The sequence below is a fragment of the Burkholderia sp. AU19243 genome, from assembly GCF_018148075.1.
GTDB classification, from domain to species: domain Bacteria; phylum Pseudomonadota; class Gammaproteobacteria; order Burkholderiales; family Burkholderiaceae; genus Burkholderia; species Burkholderia latens_A.
Map to the genome: position 1 here is coordinate 182,063 of NZ_JAGSTV010000003.1, position 19,801 is coordinate 201,863.

General features: G+C 66.0%; 20 protein-coding genes. 13 read left to right on the forward strand and 7 right to left on the reverse strand.

Features of this window, described 5'->3' with window-relative positions:
• Window positions 1-11 precede the first annotated feature (11 nt).
• Window positions 12-974 (forward strand): ribose-phosphate pyrophosphokinase, encoded by a 963-nt coding sequence (locus KDW55_RS07060; RefSeq protein WP_040142028.1) that lies wholly within the window; start codon window positions 12-14, stop codon window positions 972-974.
• Between the two features lie 126 nt (window positions 975-1,100).
• Here KDW55_RS07060 and KDW55_RS29730 read toward each other — a convergent pair whose 3' ends face one another.
• Window positions 1,101-1,247 (reverse strand): ribose-phosphate pyrophosphokinase, encoded by a 147-nt coding sequence (locus KDW55_RS29730; protein ID WP_315854979.1) that lies wholly within the window; start codon window positions 1,245-1,247, stop codon window positions 1,101-1,103.
• On the opposite strand from KDW55_RS29730, the gene KDW55_RS07065 reads away from it, so the two are divergent.
• From KDW55_RS07065 to hisC, 3 genes are all read left to right on the forward strand, one after another.
• Entirely contained in the window at window positions 1,191-1,745 is a 555-nt protein-coding gene (locus KDW55_RS07065; RefSeq protein WP_315854980.1) for a 50S ribosomal protein L25/general stress protein Ctc, read from the forward strand. The two genes, KDW55_RS29730 and KDW55_RS07065, sit on opposite strands and share 57 nt — an antisense overlap.
• A 120-nt stretch (window positions 1,746-1,865) precedes the next feature.
• Window positions 1,866-2,465: an aminoacyl-tRNA hydrolase gene (gene pth / locus KDW55_RS07070; RefSeq protein ID WP_040142032.1), complete on the forward strand. Its 600-nt coding sequence runs from the start codon at window positions 1,866-1,868 to the stop codon at window positions 2,463-2,465.
• A 129-nt stretch (window positions 2,466-2,594) separates the two neighbouring features.
• Window positions 2,595-3,662: a histidinol-phosphate transaminase gene (gene hisC / locus KDW55_RS07075; protein WP_212160844.1), complete on the forward strand. Its 1,068-nt coding sequence runs from the start codon at window positions 2,595-2,597 to the stop codon at window positions 3,660-3,662.
• 114 nt (window positions 3,663-3,776) lie between these two features.
• On the opposite strand, the gene KDW55_RS07080 is transcribed toward hisC, so the two are convergent.
• The 3 genes from KDW55_RS07080 to rsmD all read right to left on the reverse strand — a co-directional run bounded on the left by KDW55_RS07080 (window position 3,777) and on the right by rsmD (window position 5,326).
• Entirely contained in the window at window positions 3,777-4,043 is a 267-nt protein-coding gene (locus KDW55_RS07080; protein ID WP_040142035.1) for a YfhL family 4Fe-4S dicluster ferredoxin, read from the reverse strand.
• A 59-nt stretch (window positions 4,044-4,102) separates the two neighbouring features.
• The gene (gene coaD / locus KDW55_RS07085) at window positions 4,103-4,600 is read right to left on the reverse strand and encodes a pantetheine-phosphate adenylyltransferase (RefSeq protein ID WP_006398238.1); all 498 of its coding nucleotides are present in this window, start codon (window positions 4,598-4,600) and stop codon (window positions 4,103-4,105) included.
• 111 nt (window positions 4,601-4,711) lie between these two features.
• Window positions 4,712-5,326: a 16S rRNA (guanine(966)-N(2))-methyltransferase RsmD gene (gene rsmD / locus KDW55_RS07090; RefSeq protein WP_212160843.1), complete on the reverse strand. Its 615-nt coding sequence runs from the start codon at window positions 5,324-5,326 to the stop codon at window positions 4,712-4,714.
• Between the two features lie 202 nt (window positions 5,327-5,528).
• Here rsmD and ftsY point away from each other — a divergent pair, with 202 nt between their 5' ends.
• Window positions 5,529-6,689: a signal recognition particle-docking protein FtsY gene (gene ftsY / locus KDW55_RS07095; protein WP_040142040.1), complete on the forward strand. Its 1,161-nt coding sequence runs from the start codon at window positions 5,529-5,531 to the stop codon at window positions 6,687-6,689.
• Window positions 6,690-6,773: 84 nt separating this feature from the next.
• Here ftsY and maiA read toward each other — a convergent pair whose 3' ends face one another.
• On the reverse strand, window positions 6,774-7,418 hold the full coding sequence (maiA, locus tag KDW55_RS07100) for a maleylacetoacetate isomerase (protein ID WP_069241764.1): 645 nt from the start codon (window positions 7,416-7,418) through the stop codon (window positions 6,774-6,776).
• Between the two features lie 209 nt (window positions 7,419-7,627).
• Here maiA and ybiB point away from each other — a divergent pair, with 209 nt between their 5' ends.
• A complete protein-coding gene (gene ybiB, locus KDW55_RS07105; RefSeq protein ID WP_040142044.1) occupies window positions 7,628-8,602 on the forward strand; it encodes a DNA-binding protein YbiB in 975 nt (324 codons plus the stop codon).
• 393 nt (window positions 8,603-8,995) lie between these two features.
• Window positions 8,996-10,642: a 2-isopropylmalate synthase gene (gene leuA / locus KDW55_RS07110; protein ID WP_069241765.1), complete on the forward strand. Its 1,647-nt coding sequence runs from the start codon at window positions 8,996-8,998 to the stop codon at window positions 10,640-10,642.
• 143 nt (window positions 10,643-10,785) lie between these two features.
• On the opposite strand, the gene KDW55_RS07115 is transcribed toward leuA, so the two are convergent.
• Window positions 10,786-11,169: a nuclear transport factor 2 family protein gene (locus tag KDW55_RS07115; RefSeq protein ID WP_040142047.1), complete on the reverse strand. Its 384-nt coding sequence runs from the start codon at window positions 11,167-11,169 to the stop codon at window positions 10,786-10,788.
• Between the two features lie 45 nt (window positions 11,170-11,214).
• Window positions 11,215-11,784, reverse strand: coding sequence for an acyloxyacyl hydrolase (locus tag KDW55_RS07120; RefSeq protein ID WP_040142049.1), 570 nt, complete (start codon window positions 11,782-11,784; stop codon window positions 11,215-11,217).
• Window positions 11,785-12,144: 360 nt separating this feature from the next.
• On the opposite strand from KDW55_RS07120, the gene rpoH reads away from it, so the two are divergent.
• From rpoH to KDW55_RS07150, 6 genes are all read left to right on the forward strand, one after another.
• Window positions 12,145-13,080 (forward strand): RNA polymerase sigma factor RpoH, encoded by a 936-nt coding sequence (gene rpoH, locus KDW55_RS07125; RefSeq protein WP_212148337.1) that lies wholly within the window; start codon window positions 12,145-12,147, stop codon window positions 13,078-13,080.
• Window positions 13,081-13,407: 327 nt separating this feature from the next.
• Window positions 13,408-13,686, forward strand: a complete 279-nt coding sequence (cydP, locus tag KDW55_RS07130; protein ID WP_040142053.1) for a cytochrome oxidase putative small subunit CydP — start codon at window positions 13,408-13,410, stop codon at window positions 13,684-13,686.
• On the forward strand, window positions 13,676-15,256 hold the full coding sequence (locus KDW55_RS07135; protein WP_209821113.1) for a cytochrome ubiquinol oxidase subunit I: 1,581 nt from the start codon (window positions 13,676-13,678) through the stop codon (window positions 15,254-15,256). The genes cydP and KDW55_RS07135 overlap by 11 nt, the downstream gene beginning before the upstream one ends.
• Before the next feature lie 31 nt (window positions 15,257-15,287).
• Window positions 15,288-16,424 carry a cytochrome d ubiquinol oxidase subunit II gene (gene cydB / locus KDW55_RS07140; RefSeq protein ID WP_209824637.1) on the forward strand — a complete coding sequence of 379 codons (1,137 nt, stop codon included), beginning with the start codon at window positions 15,288-15,290 and terminating at the stop codon, window positions 16,422-16,424.
• Between the two features lie 55 nt (window positions 16,425-16,479).
• Window positions 16,480-16,602, forward strand: coding sequence for a cytochrome bd-I oxidase subunit CydX (gene cydX, locus KDW55_RS07145; protein ID WP_069241768.1), 123 nt, complete (start codon window positions 16,480-16,482; stop codon window positions 16,600-16,602).
• Between the two features lie 603 nt (window positions 16,603-17,205).
• Window positions 17,206-19,689, forward strand: coding sequence for a family 20 glycosylhydrolase (locus KDW55_RS07150; protein WP_212160842.1), 2,484 nt, complete (start codon window positions 17,206-17,208; stop codon window positions 19,687-19,689).
• Window positions 19,690-19,801 lie beyond the last annotated feature (112 nt).

Genomic DNA, 19,801 nt, shown 5'->3' on the forward strand with positions numbered 1-19,801 from the left:
GCAGGTGCACGATGAGCAGCCACAGCCATGATGGCCTGATGGTCTTTACTGGCAACGCGAATCCCGCGCTGGCCCAGGAAGTCGTCAATATCCTTGGTATCCCCCTCGGCAAAGCAATGGTCAGCCGTTTCTCCGACGGCGAGATCCAGGTCGAGATCCAGGAAAACGTGCGCGGCAAGGACGTCTTCGTCCTGCAATCCACGTGCGCGCCGACGAACGACAACCTGATGGAACTGATGATCATGGTCGACGCGCTCAAGCGTGCGTCCGCCGGCCGGATCACCGCCGCCATCCCCTACTTCGGCTATGCCCGTCAAGACCGTCGCCCGCGCTCCGCGCGTGTTGCGATCTCGGCGAAGGTCATCGCGAACATGCTGGAAATCGCCGGCGTCGAGCGGATCATCACGATGGATCTGCACGCCGACCAGATTCAAGGCTTCTTCGACATCCCCGTCGACAACATCTACGCAACGCCGATCCTGCTGGGCGACCTGCGCAAGCAGAACTATTCGGATCTGCTCGTCGTGTCGCCGGACGTCGGTGGCGTGGTTCGCGCCCGGGCACTCGCGAAGCAGCTGAACTGCGATCTCGCGATCATCGACAAGCGTCGCCCGAAGGCGAACGTCGCCGAAGTGATGAACATCATCGGTGAAGTTGAAGGCCGCACCTGCGTGATCATGGACGACATGGTCGATACGGCCGGCACGCTCTGCAAGGCCGCGCAAGTGCTGAAGGATCGTGGCGCGAAACAGGTGTTCGCGTACGCGACGCACCCGGTTCTGTCGGGTGGCGCCGCCGAGCGTATCGCCGCGTCGGCACTCGACGAGCTGGTCGTCACCGATACGATCCCGCTGTCGGCCGAATCGCTGGCCTGCTCGAAGATCCGCTCGCTGACGAGCGCGAGCCTGCTGGCAGAAACGTTCTCGCGGATCCGCCGCGGCGACTCGGTGATGTCGCTGTTCGCGGAATCCTGATCGCGGAACGATACGATTTAGCATGCGCGGAAAGCGAAGCGGCAACGCTTCGCTTTTTGCACAATCGGACGGGATAGACGAAACCCCGTTCGTTTCATCGGGGGCCGCCATTTCGCCGGCCCCGTTTTACTGCCTGGTCGCGGGCAGCAATTGGAGAATCACATGAAAGTCGTCGCTTTCGAGCGCCAACAGCAAGGTACGGGTGCGAGCCGCCGCCTGCGCAACGCCGGTAAGACCACGGGTATCGTCTACGGTGGCGAAGCAGCCCCGCAAAAGATCGAACTGGATCACAACGCGCTGTGGCACGCACTGAAGAAGGAAGCCTTCCACTCGTCGATCCTCGACCTGGAAATCGCTGGCCAGTCGCAACAGGTTCTGCTGCGCGACGTGCAATACCATCCGTTCAAGCAACTCGTGCTGCACGTTGACTTCCAGCGCGTCGACGCGAAGAAGAAGCTGCACACGAAGGTGCCGCTGCACTTCCTGAACGCCGAAGTCAGCCCGGCAGTGAAGCTGTCGAGCGCAATCGTCTCGCACGTCGCGACGGAAATCGAAGTCGAGTGCCTGCCGTCGGCTCTGCCGGAATTCCTCGAAGTCGATCTGTCGAAGATCGAAGCAGGTCAGTCGGTGCACGCGAAGGACATCGCACTGCCGAAGGGCGTGACGCTGGTCGCGCACGTCGACGCGGAAAACCCGGTCGTCGCATCGGCGACGGTCCCGGCTGGCGCCGTGTCGGACGCAGCAGGCGAAGGCGAAACGCCGGCTGCGTAAGCGGCTGCCTACACGCCATTCGATCCGTTTCACGAAAACGGTCGACGCAACCCGCCGCGGCTTGCCCGGCGGGTTTTTCTTTTTCTGCGCCCAGGCGGCCGCTGCCGCCTACGAAACGTCATGATCAAACTGATCGTCGGCCTCGGCAATCCCGGGGCGGAATACACCGCGACGCGCCACAACGCCGGCTTCTGGCTGATCGACCAGCTTGCCCGCGAAGCCGGCGCGACGCTGCGCGACGAGCGCCGCTTCCACGGCTTCTACGCGAAAGCCCGGCTGCACGGCGAGGAAGTCCATCTGCTCGAACCGCAGACGTACATGAACCGCTCGGGCCAATCCGTGGTCGCGCTAGCGAGTTTCTTCAAGATCCTGCCCGACCAGATTCTCGTCGCGCATGACGAACTGGATCTGCCGCCCGGCACCGTGAAGCTCAAGCTCGGCGGCGGCAGCGGCGGGCACAACGGTCTGAAGGACATCTCGGCACACCTGTCGTCGCAGCAGTACTGGCGGCTGCGCATCGGCATCGGTCATCCGCGCGACCTGATCCCGGAAGGCGCACGCGCCGGCGCGAAACCGGACGTCGCGAATTTCGTGCTGAAGCCGCCGCGCCGCGAGGAGCAGGAGGTGATCGACGCGTCGATCGAACGCGCGCTCGCGGTGATGCCGATGGTCGTCAAGGGTGAGCTCGACCGCGCGACGATGCAGTTGCATCGCAACTGATCCGCCCGCAACGGCATGCGGCAGCGGACCGCCCGGCCGTCACGCGCGGCCTCGCCGTGCCGCGCAACTGCGCACTGCAACGCCGACATGCGGTAATCTGGTCGTTTTTTGCCCGTCAGGAGCCAAGCGGTGAGCCGTTACTGGAGCGACGTCGTTCAGCAACTCGTGCCTTACGTGCCGGGCGAACAGCCCGCGCTCGCGCACCCCGTCAAGCTGAACACCAACGAGAATCCCTATCCGCCTTCGCCGCGCGTCGTCGCGGCGATCGCACGCGAACTCGGCAATACCGGCGACTCGCTGCGCCGCTATCCCGACCCGCTCGCGCGCGCACTGCGCGAGACGGTTGCGGCCCATCATCGGATCAAGCCCGAGCAGGTTTTCGTCGGCAACGGTTCCGACGAGGTGCTTGCGCACGCGTTCCAGGCGCTGCTCAAGCATGACCGGCCGCTACGCTTTCCCGACATCTCGTACAGCTTCTATCCGACCTACGCGCGCCTGTACGGCGTCGAGACGACGATCGTGCCGCTCGCGAACGATTTCTCGATCCGGGTCGAAGACTATCTCGACGACGCCGGCTGCGTACTGTTCCCGAACCCGAATGCGCCGACCGGCCGCGCGCTGCCGCTCGCGGACATCGAGCGCATCGCGGCCGCGAACCCGTCGTCGGTCGTGCTGATCGACGAAGCGTACGTCGATTTCGGCGCCGAATCGGCGATCGCGCTGATCGACCGCCATCCGAACCTGCTCGTCGTACACACGACGTCGAAGGCGCGCTCGCTCGCCGGGATGCGCGTCGGTTTCGCGTTCGGCGATGCGGCATTGATCGACGCGCTCAATCGTGTGAAGGACAGCTTCAATTCCTATCCGCTCGACCGGCTCGCACAGGCGGCCGCACAGGCGGCGTACGAAGACACCGACTACTTCGGCGCGACCTGCCGCCGCGTGATCGACAGCCGTGCGCGGCTCACGCATGCGCTGCAAACGCTGGGTTTCGACGTCGTGCCGTCGGCTGCGAATTTCGTGTTCGCGCGCCACCCCGCGCACGATGCCGCGGCGATCGCGGCGAAGCTGAAGGAGCGGGAAATTTTCGTGCGGCACTTCCGCGCGCCGCGCATCGACCAGCACTTGCGCATCACCGTCGGCACCGACGCCGAATGCGACGCGCTCGTCGCGGCATTGCGCGACGTGCTCGGCTGAAACGATAGCGGAAGAGGCAGCTACGGCTGTAGTCACAGCTGTAGCGAAACCGGCGCCGAACGGCGCCGGCCGAGGAAACCATGACGTGGTGACACCTGCGGCGTCACCGCACGGTCACTGCGCGTCGTCGCCCTTCGCGGCGATCAACGCGTGATACTTCTCCATCAACTGCGCGTGCGATTCGTCATGCTGCGGATCGCGCGGAATGCATTCGACCGGGCACACCTGCTGGCACTGCGGTTCGTCGAAATGACCGACGCACTCGGTGCATTTCTTCGGGTCGATCACGTAGATATCAGGGCCCATCGAAATCGCGCCGTTCGGGCACTCGGGCTCGCATACGTCGCAATTGATGCACTCGTCGGTAATCATCAAAGCCATACTGATCTCACTTCTTAAGGCCAGCGGCCGGCTTCGGATCGAAACCGGCCGGCGCCGCGTTACGCGGCCGGGCCTCCCATCGCAGCGACTTTCTCGGTCAGCCACTTCTCGACGGACGGGAACACGAACTTGCTGACATCGCCGCCCAGCTGCGCGATCTCGCGCACGATCGTCCCCGAGATGAACTGGTACTGATCGGACGGCGTCATGAACATCGTCTCGACGTCGGGCAGCAGGTAGCGGTTCATCCCCGCCATCTGGAACTCATATTCGAAATCGGACACGGCGCGCAGGCCGCGCACGATCACACGCGCGTTATTGGTGCGGACGAAGTCCTTCAGCAGACCCTTGAAGCCCATCACCTTCACGTTCGGATAATGGCCGAGCACCTCGTTCGCAATCTTCAGACGTTCTTCGAGCGAGAAGAACGGCTTCTTCGCACGGCTGTCGGCGACACCGACCACCAGCGTATCAAAAATGCTCGACGCACGCCGCACGAGGTCTTCGTGCCCGCGGGTCAGCGGATCGAACGTACCGGGATACACGGCGACTACCATGTCGCTCCTCCTGTCATCACGCAATCGGGGTGGCAGCCGTGCGACGCGCACGCCGCTGCCGAGATGGGCGTGCGTCGCCGTTGCGGCGCGCCGCCTCGTATGGAACGCGCATTATTCATCATTTTCGCGCCGCAGCAAATGATAGTGAACCGCACCGGCCTTGCCGTGCTTCACCACCTGCCAGCCGGCCAGCGCGTCGTGAGCGCCCGGTTCCAGCTCGGCGCCCGTTTCGACGTACAGCGCGCCATCGGGCGCGACGAGCGGCGCCGCGAGCGCGAGCGCGCGCTCGAGCACGGCCGGCTCGCCGAACGGCGGATCGAGGAACACGACGTCGAACACGCCTGGCGTCAGCCCGGCCGCGAGCCGCAGCGCGTCGGCTTCCGCGACTTCGACCGAACGCGCGCCGAGCTTGTCCTTGATCGCGCGCAACTGCTGCGCGGCGCGCGGGTGGCGTTCGACCATCACGACGCTCGCCGCGCCGCGCGACGCGGCCTCGAAGCCGAGCGCGCCGGTGCCGGCGAACAGGTCGAGGCAGCGCTGCCCGTCGAGTTCCTGGCCGAGCCAGTTGAACAACGTCTCGCGCACACGATCGGGTGTCGGACGCAGGCCGTCGAGATCGAGCACGGCGAGCGGCGTGCGTTTCCAGTCACCGCCGATGATGCGGATCGTGTGCGGCTTGCCGCGGCTGGCGGAGGCCGCCGGGCGGCCGGAAGAGGAACGGGACATACGGAGTATCGACGACGGAGGGACCGGGTGCGCACGGGGGCGCACCGCCAAACACGCGCACGTTACCACAGCGGCGGCGCCGGCTGACGCGAGTGCCGCGCCGCACTGATAAAATGCACGGTTTCGGCCGTCGTGCGCACACGCGACGGCCACTCCGGCGCTCCGCCCTCGCGGCGCCCCGCCCTCTTCCCGACGTCAGACCATGTTCAGCTTCTTCAAACGATTCAAGAAAACGCAGGAGTCCGACTCCGCGGAATCGCAATCGGCCAATGCGCAGCAATCGGCCGCGCCGGCCGACGCGCCCGTTGCCGAGCCCCGCCCGGCGGCCGACGCACCGCAAACGCCCGCGCAACCGCAACCGGCCGCGCCGGCCGTCGTGATGACGGTCACGCCGGCCAACGACGGCAGCGACGACGTCGTCGAGACGGTCGAGATCGTGCCGCCGCCGACGCAGGACGCATCGGCGAAGAAATCGTGGCTCGAGCGCCTGAAGTCGGGGCTCGCAAAGACGGGCTCGAGCATCACCGGCGTGTTCGTCAACACGAAGATCGACGAGGATCTGTATGAAGAACTCGAGGCGGCGCTGCTGATGTCCGATGCCGGCGTCGACGCGACCGAGTATCTGCTCGGCGCGTTGCGCGAGAAGGTGCGCGCGGGCCGGCTGACCGATCCGCAGCAAGTGAAGGGGGCGCTGCACGACCTGCTCGTCGAACTGCTGAAACCGCTCGAGAAGTCGCTGATGCTCGGCCGCGCGCAGCCGCTCGTGATGATGATCACGGGCGTGAACGGCGCGGGCAAGACCACCAGCATCGGCAAGCTCGCGAAGCACCTGCAGAGCTTCGACCAATCGGTGCTGCTGGCCGCGGGCGACACGTTCCGGGCAGCCGCGCGCGAGCAACTGGCGGTCTGGGGCGAGCGCAACAACGTGACGGTAGTCCAGCAGGAAAGCGGCGACCCGGCCGCGGTGATCTTCGATGCGGTGAGCGCCGCGCGCGCGCGCAAGATTGACGTGATGATGGCCGACACGGCCGGCCGCCTGCCGACGCAGCTGCACCTGATGGAAGAGCTGAAGAAAGTGAAGCGCGTGATCTCGAAGGCGCACGACGGCGCGCCGCACGAGGTGCTGCTCGTGATCGACGCGAACACGGGACAGAACGCGCTTACGCAAGTGAAGGCATTCGACGACGCGCTCGGGCTCACCGGGCTGATCGTCACGAAGCTCGACGGCACTGCGAAGGGCGGAATCCTCGCCGCGATCGCGCGGCAGCGCCCGGTGCCGGTGTACTTCATCGGCGTCGGCGAGAAGGTCGAGGACCTGCAGCCGTTCAGCGCCGTGGAATTCGCGGACGCGCTGCTCGGCTGAACGCCGCCTGCCGCATCGTCACGGGCGCCTGCGGGCGCCCTTTTTCATGCGCGGCCGCACACCGTGCGGCCGGCGGCCGCAACGTCACTCGGCGTCGGGTTGCACACCCGGCGCGGCGGCCTTGAATGCATCGAGCGTCGACGCATGATCGGCGATCCGCTGAATCGTCGGGAAGCGCGTCGTGTCGATCGAGAAGCGGTTCGCATTGAACACCTGCGGCACGATGCAGATATCGGCAAGCGTCGGCGAGTCGCCGAAGCACAGCTTGCCGGTGCGCGGATCGTTCGCGAGGCGGGTCTCCAGCGACGCGAAGCCTGCCTCGATCCAGTGCCGGTACCACGCGTTCTTCGCGTCCTCCGGAACCTGCAGCGTGTGCTTCAGGTACTTCAGCACGCGCAGGTTGTTCAACGGATGGATCTCGCATGCGACCTGCAGCGCGATCGCGCGCACGTACGCGCGATCGACAGGGTCCTTCGGCAGCAGCGCCGGCTCCGGGTGCGTTTCCTCGAGATATTCGATGATCGCGAGCGATTGCTGAAGCGTCGCGTCGCCGTCGACGAGCGTCGGCACGACCGCGTCGGGATTCAGTGCGCGGTACGCGTCCTTCAGTTGCTCACCGCCGTCGCGCAGCATGTGGACCGGGACCGTGTCGAACGGCAGCTGCTTCAGATTCAGGGCGATCCGCACGCGGTAAGACGCGGAACTGCGGAAATAGCTGTAGAGCTTCATCGGGTGTCTCTCGTAGTGATATTCGGCCGGCGGGCGGGGGACGGAGAGCCGCCATGCGCGCGCCGCACCGCCGGGAACCCGAGTTTAGCGCGGCGCGCCGCGTCGGCACACGAGCGGGGCGCGCGTGGCCGCGGCGCGCCCGTGCGATACTCGGGGCATTCCCGATCGCTCACCGTGCGGCCCGATGCCGGCCGCCGCCCCACGCTCCGATGACCGCTTCCCACGATTTCGCAGCTTCGCCGTTCCCTTGCGCCCGCTTCATCAAGGAAATCGGCCGCGGCCCGCACGGCGCACGCGCGCTATCCGCCGAAGACACGTTCGAACTCTATCGCGCGATGCTCGATGCGCGCGTGTCGGACGTCGAACTCGGCGCGATCCTGATCGCGTATCGCCTGAAGGGCGAAACGGCCGACGAACTGGCCGCGATGCTGGCCGCCGCGCAGGCGTCGTTCGAACCCGTGCACGTGCAGGACGCAGCGTTCCGGCCGGTATCGATTCCGAGCTACAACGGCGCGCGCAAGCAGCCGAACCTGGTGCCGCTGCTTGCGCTGCTGCTCGCGCGCGAAGGCGTGCCGGTGCTCGTGCACGGCGTCGAACGCGATCCGGGCCGCGTGACGAGCGCGGAAATTTTCGCCGCGCTGTCGATCGCGCCGTCGACGTCGCACGACGCGATCGAGGACACGCTTGCCGAACGCCGCGTCGCGTTCGCGCCGATCGACGCGCTCGCGCCGCGCATCGCGCGCCTGCTCGCACTGCGCAGCGTGCTCGGCGTGCGCAATTCCACCCACACGCTCGTGAAGATTCTGCAGCCGTTCGCGCCGGCCGGGCTGCGGCTCGTCAACTACACGCATCCGCCCTATCGCGACAGCCTCGCGGCACTCTTCCGCGACCATCCGGACGCCGCGCTCGGCGGCGCACTGCTTGCGCGCGGCACCGAAGGCGAGGCGGTGGCCGATACGCGGCGTCAGGTGCAGGTCGACTGGCTGCACGACGGCGTGTGCGATACGCTGATCGAGGCCGAGCGCTCGTCGAGCGACGCGCCGCCCGTCGCGCTGCCGGAGTCGCGCGACGCGGCAACCACGGCCGCGTGGACGGACGCCGTGCTGCGCGGTGAAATTCCGGTGCCGGACACGCTCGCGCGGCAGGTCGAGACGATCGTGCGAATCGTCCGGATTGCGGCGTGACCCGCCGCGCGCGCCGCGCCTCTGTCGCGCCGGCCTTCCGACTGACCATTTGACACGCGCACGCATCCTGGCATAGAGTTGACGCCATGCGTTCCTTTCCGAACACCCTCCGAATTACCTCCGGCCGCCTAGCGCGGTCGCTATCGCTACGACTAGCCTAAGGCTGTCTTAGCGCCGTGTGCTGTCCGCACGGTCCCTCCAGCAGTTCCTCGCAGCACCCTTCTCGCAGTTTTTACAACCCGAAGTCGTCAGCATTCGTCCGTCTATCCGGCGGCCGATTCGCGAAGATCATCCGCACCCGCAGCGCGTTTCCCGCGCCACGGTGCGAGGCAGCGCCACCCGTCGCCCTTGCCGCCCGTCTTCGCTCGCGACTTGAGACCCGAGGTCCAGAAGATGAAGCGCAACCCGCAAGACAAATACCGTCCGTTCGAGCCCGTCCGCATCAACGGCCGCCGCTGGCCCACCCGCACCATCGAGCGCGCGCCGGTCTGGATGAGCACCGACCTGCGCGATGGCAACCAGTCGCTGATCGAGCCGATGAGCATCGAGCAGAAGCTCGAATTCTTCGACATGCTGGTCGCGATCGGTTTCAAGGAGATCGAAGTCGGTTTTCCGTCGGCGTCGCAAACCGACTTCGATTTCGTCCGCAAGCTGATCGACGAGAAGCGGATTCCCGACGACGTGACGATCGAAGTGCTCGTGCAGTCGCGCGAAGACCTGATCGCCCGCACGTTCGACGCGCTCGAGGGCGTGCCGCGCGCGATCGTGCATCTGTACAACGCGATCTGCCCGTCGTTCCGGCGCATCGTGTTCGGGATGTCGAAGGACGACGTCAAGGCGCTCGCGGTGAACGGCACGCGCATGATCAAGGAGCACGCGGCGGCTCGCCCGGACACGCACTGGACCTACCAGTACTCGCCGGAAACGTTCAGCATGACCGAACTCACGTTCGCGCGCGAGGTGTGCGACGCGGTCGCGCAAATGTGGCGGCCGACACGCGAGCGCAAGATGATCGTCAACCTGCCGGCGACCGTCGAAGCCGCGAGCCCGAACGTGTTCGCCGACCAGATCGAGTGGATGGACCGCAACCTCGCGTATCGCGACAGCATCGTGCTGTCGGTGCATCCGCACAACGACCGCGGCACCGCGGTCGCGGCCGCCGAACTCGCACTGCTCGCGGGCGCCGACCGGATCGAGGGCTGCCTGTTCGGCAACGGTGAGCGCACCGGCAACGTCGATCTCGTGACCCTCGCGCTGAACCTCTACACGCAGGGCATCGACCCGGGCCTCGACTTCTCCGACATCGACGCGGTGCGCCGCGTTGTCGAGCGCTGCAACCAGATTCCGGTGCATCCGCGTCATCCGTACGCGGGCGACCTCGTGTTCACCGCATTCTCGGGCTCGCACCAGGACGCGATCCGTAAGGGCTTCGCGCAGCAGCGTCCCGATGCGGTGTGGGAAGTGCCGTACCTGCCGATCGACCCGGCCGACCTCGGCCGCAGCTACGATGCGGTGATCCGCGTCAACAGCCAGTCCGGCAAGGGCGGCGCGACGTTCCTGCTCGAGCGCGGGATGGGCTTCACGCCGACGCGCCGCGTTCAGATCGAGTTCAGCCATGCGGTGCAGACGCTCGCCGACGCATCCGGCGAGGAAGTGACCGGCGATGCGATCTGCGCACTGTTCGCCCGCGAATTCTTCGAGGCCGACGGGCCGGCGTCACGCCATGGCAACGGCGCGCGCTGGCAGAACCGCGACATCGCGGGCGCGGCGCCGGCCGGTACCGCACCCGAAGACGCGGTGCAGCGCGCGGCCGCGGCGTTCGCGGCGGCAGCCGGCACGACGGTCGACGTCGCATCGTGCGAGCACGTGCGCACGGCGGATGGCCGGATCGCGGTGTCGGTCGGCTGCCGGATCGGCGATGCGCCGCTGCGCCACGGCGTGGGCGTACACGACGATCCGGCGAGTGCAGCGCTCGATGCGGTCGTCAGCGCGATCAACCGCTCGGCCTGGCACTGCGCCGACCGCCGTGCGGCGGCCTGACCGGCGAGTTGCATTTCATGGTCGGAATGTCAGCGAGCGGTGTGTGACCGCCCGTGCACCGCGCGATCCGCGGTGCACGGGCCAACAAGAAGCGGCCCAGAAGGCCGCTTCGATTGGGACGTGAAAACGAGCGCCACGCGCGCTCACGTCTCGGTCGCGCACCGCGTCGCCTGCCACGCGAGCAGCCGCCATTCGCCGTGTTCGTGGGTATGCACGGCCGTATAGGCGATCGGGAACACGAGGCCGCCGTTGTTCGTTTCCATCTCGATCAATGCGCGCCCGGTGACCACGCAGGTTGCATCGCCGACGGGCAACAAGTCCTGCGACTGGATCTCGATCTGGCGATAGCGGCGGCGGCCGGCGACGATGGCGTCGATGAACTGCTGCTTGGTTTCGCGTTTGCCGTTGGTGTGCACGAAGAAAACCTTGTCGGACAATTGCGCGTCGAGCGCCTCGCCGTCCCCGTCGACCATCGCCCGGAACCGATCGCGCTCGAGTGCGCGAATCGCATCGACCACCTTCGCCATCGCCTGACTCCTCGGCAACGCGCCCGCCGTGCGCCGGCGTGCGGATCAGAAGTTGTACTGCACGTAGAACTGGTGGAAATTTATACCAGGATTCGGCTCTTTGATACCCGCGTTAGACACATGTTGAAAACGGTAGCCGAGCTGATACTGTTGCCGTTCGCCGAACTGCGCGCCGACACCGACGACGTCCGCGAACTGGAACGACGTCGACAGCGACAGGTTGTTCGAGATGGTCGGATGCGTGAGGAACCGGATCCCGGCGCCGGCTTCGACGAACGGGCGCACCTGGCCCGCGCTCTTGATGAAACGGAACATCGGCGTCGCGCCGAATTCGCCGATATTGGCGTGCACGTTGCCGCCGGTGTGCCAGTAGCCGACATGGCCTTCCATCACGAATGCGAAGTGCCAGCCGCCGATTTCCCACCAGTTCCAGCCCGGATCCCACACCACACCGAGATCGGCCTTGTCGATCCCGTGGCGATCGGAAAACCCGCCTCCCGCCTGGATGCCCCACCGATCCGCAAACGCGGCGCCCGATCCGCCGAGCAGCGACGCCGCCACCAGCGCATGCACCGCAAGCCGGGTACGAGGCCGGCGGTTCTTCTTATTGTTCATCTGACACTCCAACTTTGTGGGTTGAATGGAGCCTCGCCGCAGCGGCTGGGCCCGAGCGAACTGAATGGTATGGTAAAGGACTTTTCGGATCGGCATCAGGAAGCGAAATTGTTTGCTTCCAAAACTACAAAAATCGAAAACGTCTACTGATTACTATCTGAAACAACGACTTACGGAACTCGGCGACACCGCACAGGTCGCAAATTAGACTATCGACTCCAGCAAGTCGATAGAAAAACGGGAACTTGGATGCCCCCGTGCCCTCTAAGGAATTAGCACTCGGATTGCCGGAGTGCTAAGATGGGCCCCGGAATCTCATCCGAGACTACGGGTTTGTCCCTGATTCCAAAGGAGTTTTTAGTGAGCCACGCCCTGACCCTTCCGAACACCCTGAGCCCGACGCCGGCCAAGGCCGAATCGGCAGGCTCGCTGGCGCTCGCAACCCACGCGATGTTGCCGGGCCAGCTTGGCAACATCGACGCGTACATCCAGGCCGTCAACCGGATCCCCCTGCTGACCGCCGAAGAGGAACGCCAGTACGCGACCGAATTCCGCGAACACAACAACCTGGACGCGGCGCGCCACCTCGTGCTGTCGCACCTGCGGCTCGTCGTGTCGATCGCGCGCAACTATCTCGGTTACGGGCTGCCGCATGGCGACCTGATCCAGGAAGGCAACATCGGCCTGATGAAGGCGGTAAAGCGCTTCGATCCGGAGCAAAACGTACGCCTGGTGTCGTACGCGATTCACTGGATCAAGGCCGAGATTCACGAATACATCCTGCGCAACTGGCGGATGGTGAAGGTCGCGACGACGAAGGCGCAGCGCAAGCTGTTCTTCAACCTGCGCAGCCACAAGAAGAGCATGCAGGCGATGACGCCCGAGGAAATCGACGGCCTCGCGCAGGAGCTCAACGTCAAGCGCGAGGAAGTCAGCGAGATGGAAACGCGCCTGTCGGGCGGTGACATCGCGCTGGAGGGCCAAGTCGAGGACGGCGAAGAGGCGTACGCGCCGATCGCCTACCTGGCCGATTCGCACAACGAGCCGACCGCCGTGCTGGCCGCGCGTCAGCGCGACATGCTGCAGACGGACGGCATCGCGCAGGCGCTCGACGCGCTCGACGCGCGCAGCCGGCGGATCATCGAGGCGCGCTGGCTGAACGTCGACGACGACGGCTCGGGCGGCTCGACGCTGCACGACCTCGCGGCCGAATTCGGCGTATCGGCGGAACGCATCCGCCAGATCGAAGCGAGCGCAATGAAGAAGATGCGCACCGCACTCGCCGAATACGCATAAGCGCAATTCAGAGCGTTTCCCCCAAAACCGCTGCCCCGCCCGGCAGCGGTTTTTTTCGCCTGTCATTTCGCGTCACGCGTCGTTTATTGACTGACCTTATTGATCGGGTATCGGACGGATTCCGCCTCCTTCCGTATAACCTTGATCTGCCTCAAGTTTTCACCCGCCGTTCGCGACGGTCTGCCGCAGCGCGGCACTCGGCAGCCGGAAGCCGGCATTTTAAAATTGGCACGTCGGCTTAAAAGGATTAAAAAAACAGCTTAACCGCCGTCATAAATCCGACGTAAAGTCGCCCCAAACCACGTAAATCGATTCAGGATTATCGCCTTGATCTCGATCAATAAAGAGCCTGCCGCGCGTTCCCCGCGTGCCGACGGCACGGTCGGCTGGCGCGCGCGCATCGTCGCGTGGGCCCGCGGGCCAACGCTCGTGCGCGACATCACGCTGGTGCTGATCGTCAAGCTGATCCTGCTGATGTCGCTCAAATACGCATTCTTCAATCATCCGCAGGCCCAGCACATGTCGCTGCCGCCTGCCGTCGTCGCCGAGAAGCTGCTCTCGGTGCCGGCGCCTGCATCCTCCGAGGGAGACCACCATGATAAGTAGCGAAGTCGTCGATCTGTCGCGTCTGCAGTTCGGCATCACGGCGCTCTACCACTTCCTGTTCGTGCCGCTGACGCTCGGCCTGTCCTGGCTGCTCGTCATCATGGAAGCCGTGTACGTGATGACCGGCAAGCAGGTCTACAAGGACATGACCCAGTTCTGGGGCAAGCTGTTCGGGATCAATTTCGCGATGGGCGTGACGACCGGCATCACGCTCGAATTCCAGTTCGGCACGAACTGGTCGTACTACTCGCACTACGTCGGCGACATCTTCGGCGTGCCGCTCGCGGTCGAAGGCCTGATGGCGTTCTTCCTCGAATCGACGTTCGTCGGCCTGTTCTTCTTCGGCTGGAACCGCCTGTCGAAGGTGAAGCACCTGATCGTCACGTTCCTCGTCGCGCTGGGCTCGAACCTGTCCGCGCTGTGGATCCTCGTCGCGAACGGCTGGATGAACAACCCGGTCGGCGCCGAGTTCAACTACCAGACGATGCGCATGGAGCTGACGAGCCTGTTCGACGTGCTGTTCAACCCGGTCGCCCAGGTGAAGTTCGTGCACACCGTGTCGGCCGGCTACGTGACGGCGGCGATGTTCGTGCTCGGCATCTCGTCATGGTACTTGCTGAAGAAGCGCGACACCGACTTCGCGCTGCGCTCGTTCGCGGTCGCGGCGGGCTTCGGCCTCGCGGCCACGTTGTGCGTGATCGTGCTCGGCGACGAATCCGGCTATACGACCGGCGAAGTGCAGAAGATGAAGCTCGCCGCAATCGAATCCGAATGGGAAACCCAGCCCGCGCCGGCCTCGTTCACGCTGATCGGCATCCCGAACCAGAAGGAAGAGCGCACCGACTACGCGATCAAGATCCCGTACGCGCTCGGCCTGATCGCGACGCGCTCGATCGACGAGCCGGTGGTCGGCCTGCGCGAACTCGCGAAGCACAGCGAGGAACACATCCAGAGCGGGATGGTCGCGTACGGCGCGTTGCAGAAGATCAAGGAAGGCGACACGAGCGCCGCGACCCGCGCGCTGTTCGACCAGCACAAGCAGTATCTCGGCTACGGGCTGATGCTCAAGCAATTCACGCCGAACGTGGTCGATGCGACGCCGGAGCAGATCAAGGCCGCCGCGAAGAAGACGATCCCCCCGGTCGCGCCCGTGTTCTTCTCGTTCCGGATCATGGTGTTCCTCGGCTTCCTGTTCCTCGCGACCTTCATCGCAGCGTTCTGGTTCTGCGCGCGCCGGCAGCTGCTGGATGACAACCGCCGCTGGTTCCTGCGCTATGCGGTGTGGGCGATCCCGCTGCCGTGGCTCGCCGCGGAATTCGGCTGGGTCGTCGCGGAGCTCGGCCGCCAGCCGTGGACGATCGCGGGCATCCTGCCGACGCATCTGTCCGCGTCCAGCCTGACGTCGACGGACCTGTACCTGAGCCTCGCCGGTTTCATCGCGTTCTACACGGCACTGTTCGTCATCGAGATCAAGCTGATGTTCAAGTACGCGCGCCTCGGCCCGTCGTCGCTGCATACCGGCCGCTATCACCACGAACTCGCCTCAGCCGGCGAGCGCGCCGCGGTTTGAGCACGCCCCCGCAACGGAACAAGGAATCGCTATGGACTACGCAACTCTCAAGCTGATCTGGTGGCTGCTCGTCGGCGTGCTGCTGATCGGCTTCGCCGTCACCGACGGCTTCGACATGGGCGCGACCGCGCTGCTGCCGTTTCTCGGCAAGACCGACGACGAGCGCCGCATCATCGTCAACACGGTAGGCGCGACGTGGGAAGGCAACCAGGTATGGCTTATCACGGCCGGCGGCGCGATGTTCGCCGCGTGGCCGCTCGTCTATGCCGCGTCGTTCTCGGGCTTCTACTTCGCGATGCTGCTCGTGCTGTTCGCGCTGTTCTTCCGGCCGGTGGGCTTCGACTATCGAAGCAAGCGGCCCGACCCGCGCTGGCGCGCCGGCTGGGACTGGGGCCTGTTCGTCGGCGGCTTCGTGCCGGCGCTGGTGTTCGGCGTCGCATTCGGCAACCTGCTGCAGGGCGTGCCGTTCAAGTTCGACAGCGACCTGCGCGTGACCTACTACGGCGGCTTCTGGGCGCTGCTGAACCCGTTCGCGCTGCTCTGCGGGCTCGTCAGCCTCGCGATGCTCGTCGCGCACGGCGCCGCGTTCATCAAGATGAAGACCGACGGCGCGATCGCTCGCCGCGCGTCGATCGCGCTGCGCGTGTCGGCCCTCGTCGCGGTCGTGCTGTTCGTGCTCGCAGGCGTGCTCGTCGCGTCGACCATCGGCGGCTTCCACATCACCCACGCCGCACCGAACGACACGGTCGCGAACCCGCTGCTGAAGGACGTCGCGGCCGGCTCGGGGTTTTGGCTCGCAAACTACGGCGAATATCCGTGGATGATCGCGGCGCCGGTGGTCGGCATCGCCGGCGGCCTGCTCGCGCTGCTGCTCGCCGGCTCGAAGCAGGAAAAGACGGCGTTCTTCTGCACGGGCCTGATGATCGCCGGCGTGATCCTGACCGCGGGCTTCTCGATGTTCCCGTTCATCATGCCGTCGTCGCTCGATCCGCGCAGCAGCCTCACCGTATGGGATTCGACGTCGAGCCACATGACGCTGCAGGTGATGCTGTTCGCGGTGGTCGTGTTCCTGCCGATCGTGCTGCTCTATACGGGCTGGGTCTATCGCGTGATGCGCGGCAAGGTCACGCATCAATCGCTCGAAGAGAACAAGCACTCGATGTATTGAACCCGGCCGGGGGCGCATACGCGCCCTTCGCCACCGTTTCGCAAGGAGTCGGATCATGTGGTATTTCAGCTGGATTCTCGGTATCGGCGTCGCACTGTCGTTCGGCATCGTCAACGCGATGTGGCTCGAAGCGCGGCAGAAATCGCAGGAAGCGTCGGTGCGCGCACGCCGCGACTGACGTGCGATACATGCGCGGCGCGCGCGGCCGGCAACCATGCCGCAGCCCTCGCCGCGCCGTCGCATCGCCGGAACGAACCTCGCTTCATGCGAGGTTTTTTTTCGTCGTCGTCACGCCGGCCGCGGTTCACAGACCGATGCCAATTTAGCGCCAGATTGATACCACTTGAATACCAATAAAAGGTTTCATAAGATCTTTCCACACGGCCGCTGACAGGCCGTTTCCATTCAGTGGGGGAGACATGCGATTTCCGTGTCTGCTGCGCGCCGTCGCACCGCGTCGCCGTTCGCGTGCAGCGGCCGTTCCCGGCCGGCCGCGCGCCCCCGCCGGCCGGCGATACCTGCCGGACGGTGCTCGCGATTGTCGCGTCCGTATCGCAGCGGTCCGCGCGCCGCCCCGATGAACGCGTTCCGGCGCTCGCGCCGATCCGATCGGCACGCGTACTCGACTCCGGGGCCGTAACGCGCGTCATCAGCGTGTCGAACACGTCCGGCTCCCCTCGTCACGCCGGACATCGATGTCCCCCGCAGCTCCGTTGAAAGCCCAGACCGCAGCGACGTCGTCTCGCGAGGCCGCTACGCCCCTTTTTTCTGAGGAGTTCGAATGAAACGCACGTTGCCTTCCCTGTTGACCGGCTTGCTGATCGCGGCACTGCTGCCGGCGGCAAGCTGCGCCGAGCCCGCGCAATCCGCTGCGGGTGCGCTCGCCGGCACCGCGCGGCCGGCCATGCAGCCGGCCGACCTGGCCGCAGTGCTCGCGAACGGTCTCGCGCTGCGCGTGGTCGTCGACAACAATCACGCGGCCGCAGCCGGCGTGCCATGCGCCGATCTCGGCGCCGACGGTGCGGCCTGCGCGACCGGACGCCTGTTTCTGCAGAATCGCGGCCACCAGCCGATCGCCGACGGCGGCTGGAAGCTCTACCTGCACAGCATCCGCCGCCTGCTGCGGATCGACCGGCCTGACTTCGCGCTGCGGCGGCTCACGGGCGACCTGTACGAACTGACACCGCAGCCGGGCGCCGTCCGGCTCGGGCCCGGCGAACGCATCGAGCTCCCGTTCGTCGCCGAATACTGGCTACGGCGCTACAGCGACGTGATTCCGCGGCCGTACGTCGTCGTCGATGGCGCGCCGCCTGCCATGCTGCGCTACAACGACACCGACGACGAGTTGCGCTACGTCGAATCGCTGCCGGCCGACGCGCAGAACAGCTCGACCGGCAATGCGCCGCCGGTGGCCGCGCGCCCCGATGCGAGCCGCGCGCTGCCGAGCGTGAAGCGCGAGCAACCGCTGCCCGGCGCGCTCGACCTGCGCGGCGTCGAACTCGCGCTGCCCGACCTGCCCGACGCGCAGGTCGCGGCGCTGCGCGAGCGCGCGGCGACGCTGGGTCTCGACGGCGCACGCGTACCGGTGCGTGGCGCGGTGGCCCCGCGCCGGCTGCCGGCCGATATCGCGAAGCCGGCCGGCTACCGGCTCGCGATCGGGCCGCGCGGCGTCCTGATCGAAGGCTACGATCGCGCGGGCGTGTACTACGGCGTGCAGACGCTGTTCTCGCTCGCGCCGGCCGGCGGCGGCACGATCCCGGCGCTGCTCGTCGAGGATGCGCCGCGTTTCGTGCACCGGGGGATGCACGTCGATCTCGCGCGCAATTTCAAGCATCCGGCGACCCTGCGCCGCCTGATCGACCAGATGAGCGCGTACAAGCTCAATCGCCTGCACCTGCACCTGTCCGACGACGAAGGCTGGCGCATCGAGATCCCGGGCCTGCCGGAGCTGACCGATATCGGCGCGCGCCGCTGCCACGATCCGGGCGAGACGCGCTGCCTGCTGCCGCAACTCGGCTCCGGTCCCGACAACCGCTCGGGCGGCGGTTACCTGACGCGTGCCGATTACGTCGAGCTGGTGCGCTACGCGGCCGACCGCTTCGTCGAAGTGATTCCCGAAATCGACATGCCCGCGCACGCGCGCGCGGCCGTCGTGTCGATGGAAGCGCGCTACCGGAGGCTGCACGCGGCGGGCCGGGACCAGCAAGCGAATGCGTACCGGCTGCTCGATCCGCAAGACACGTCGAACCTGACGACCGTGCAGTTCTACGACCGGCGCAGCGATCTGAATCCGTGCGTGCCGGGCGCGCTGAATTTCGCATCGAAAGTGATCCGCGAGATCGCGGCGATGCATGCGGACGCACAGGTTCCGCTGCGCATCTGGCACTACGGCGGCGACGAAGCGAAGAACATCCTGCTCGGCGGCGGCTTCCAGCCGCTGAACGGCACCGACCCGAACAAGGGGCGCATCGATCTGGCCGCGCAAGACAAGCCGTGGGCGCGCTCGCCCGCGTGCACGGCACTGCTTCAGCGCGGCGAGATCAAGTCGATCGACGAGTTGCCGACGCGCTTCGCGAAGCAGGTGAGCGCGGCGGTCGATGCGAACGGGATCGGCACGATGGCCGCGTGGCAGGATGGCATCAAGCACGCGAACGGGCCGCAAGACTTCAGCACGCGGCGCGTGATGGTGTCGCTGTGGGACACGATCTTCTGGGGCGCTTCGGACAGCGCGCGCGACCTGAGCAACAAGGGCTATCTGACGGTGCTCGCGTTGCCCGACTACCTGTACTTCGACTTCCCGTACACGCTGAACCCGCGCGAGCGCGGTTATTACTGGGGCTCGCAAGCCACCGACGAGTACAAGGTGTTCTCGCTCGCGCCGGAGAACCTGCCGCAGAACGCGGAGGTGATGGGCGATCGCGACGGCAACGCATTCGAAGTCACGGGCACGGGCGCCGCACCGCGCATCGAAGGGATTCAGGGGCAGGCATGGGGCGAGGTGATGCGCAACGACACGTTCCTCGAGTACATGGTCTATCCGCGGCTGCTCGCACTCGCCGAGCGCGCGTGGCACCGGGCGGACTGGGAGCTGCCGTATGCGGCCGGCGTGCGTTACAAGCGCGGCGACACGCATCATGTCGACACGGCGGCGCTGCAGCGGGACTGGGCCGGCTTCGCGACGCTCGTCACGCAGCGCGAATTGCCGAAGCTCGACCGGGCCGGGATCGGCTACCGGAAGCCGACCTTCACGCTGACGAATCCTTGAACGATCGGACGACGAAACGGCTGCGCGGCTGATCCGAATCAATGGCGCAGGCGGTGCGCGATGCGGCTGAGCGCATCGCGCGCCCACAAAGAAAAACGGCTTGCGACACATC

Bases quoted from the DNA above. Each gene is read 5' to 3' on its own strand.
- KDW55_RS07060 (WP_040142028.1), top strand. From the start codon at position 12: ATGAGCAGCCACAGCCATGATGGCCTGATGGTCTTTACTGGCAACGCG.
- pth (WP_040142032.1), top strand. From the start codon at position 1,866: ATGATCAAACTGATCGTCGGCCTCGGCAATCCCGGGGCGGAATACACC.
- KDW55_RS07080 (WP_040142035.1), bottom strand. From the start codon at position 4,043: ATGGCTTTGATGATTACCGACGAGTGCATCAATTGCGACGTATGCGAG.
- coaD (WP_006398238.1), bottom strand. From the start codon at position 4,600: ATGGTAGTCGCCGTGTATCCCGGTACGTTCGATCCGCTGACCCGCGGG.
- rsmD (WP_212160843.1), bottom strand. From the start codon at position 5,326: ATGTCCCGTTCCTCTTCCGGCCGCCCGGCGGCCTCCGCCAGCCGCGGC.
- ftsY (WP_040142040.1), top strand. From the start codon at position 5,529: ATGTTCAGCTTCTTCAAACGATTCAAGAAAACGCAGGAGTCCGACTCC.
- maiA (WP_069241764.1), bottom strand. From the start codon at position 7,418: ATGAAGCTCTACAGCTATTTCCGCAGTTCCGCGTCTTACCGCGTGCGG.
- ybiB (WP_040142044.1), top strand. From the start codon at position 7,628: ATGACCGCTTCCCACGATTTCGCAGCTTCGCCGTTCCCTTGCGCCCGC.
- leuA (WP_069241765.1), top strand. From the start codon at position 8,996: ATGAAGCGCAACCCGCAAGACAAATACCGTCCGTTCGAGCCCGTCCGC.
- KDW55_RS07115 (WP_040142047.1), bottom strand. From the start codon at position 11,169: ATGGCGAAGGTGGTCGATGCGATTCGCGCACTCGAGCGCGATCGGTTC.
- KDW55_RS07120 (WP_040142049.1), bottom strand. From the start codon at position 11,784: ATGAACAATAAGAAGAACCGCCGGCCTCGTACCCGGCTTGCGGTGCAT.
- KDW55_RS07135 (WP_209821113.1), top strand. From the start codon at position 13,676: ATGATAAGTAGCGAAGTCGTCGATCTGTCGCGTCTGCAGTTCGGCATC.
- cydB (WP_209824637.1), top strand. From the start codon at position 15,288: ATGGACTACGCAACTCTCAAGCTGATCTGGTGGCTGCTCGTCGGCGTG.
- cydX (WP_069241768.1), top strand. From the start codon at position 16,480: ATGTGGTATTTCAGCTGGATTCTCGGTATCGGCGTCGCACTGTCGTTC.
- KDW55_RS07150 (WP_212160842.1), top strand. From the start codon at position 17,206: ATGAAACGCACGTTGCCTTCCCTGTTGACCGGCTTGCTGATCGCGGCA.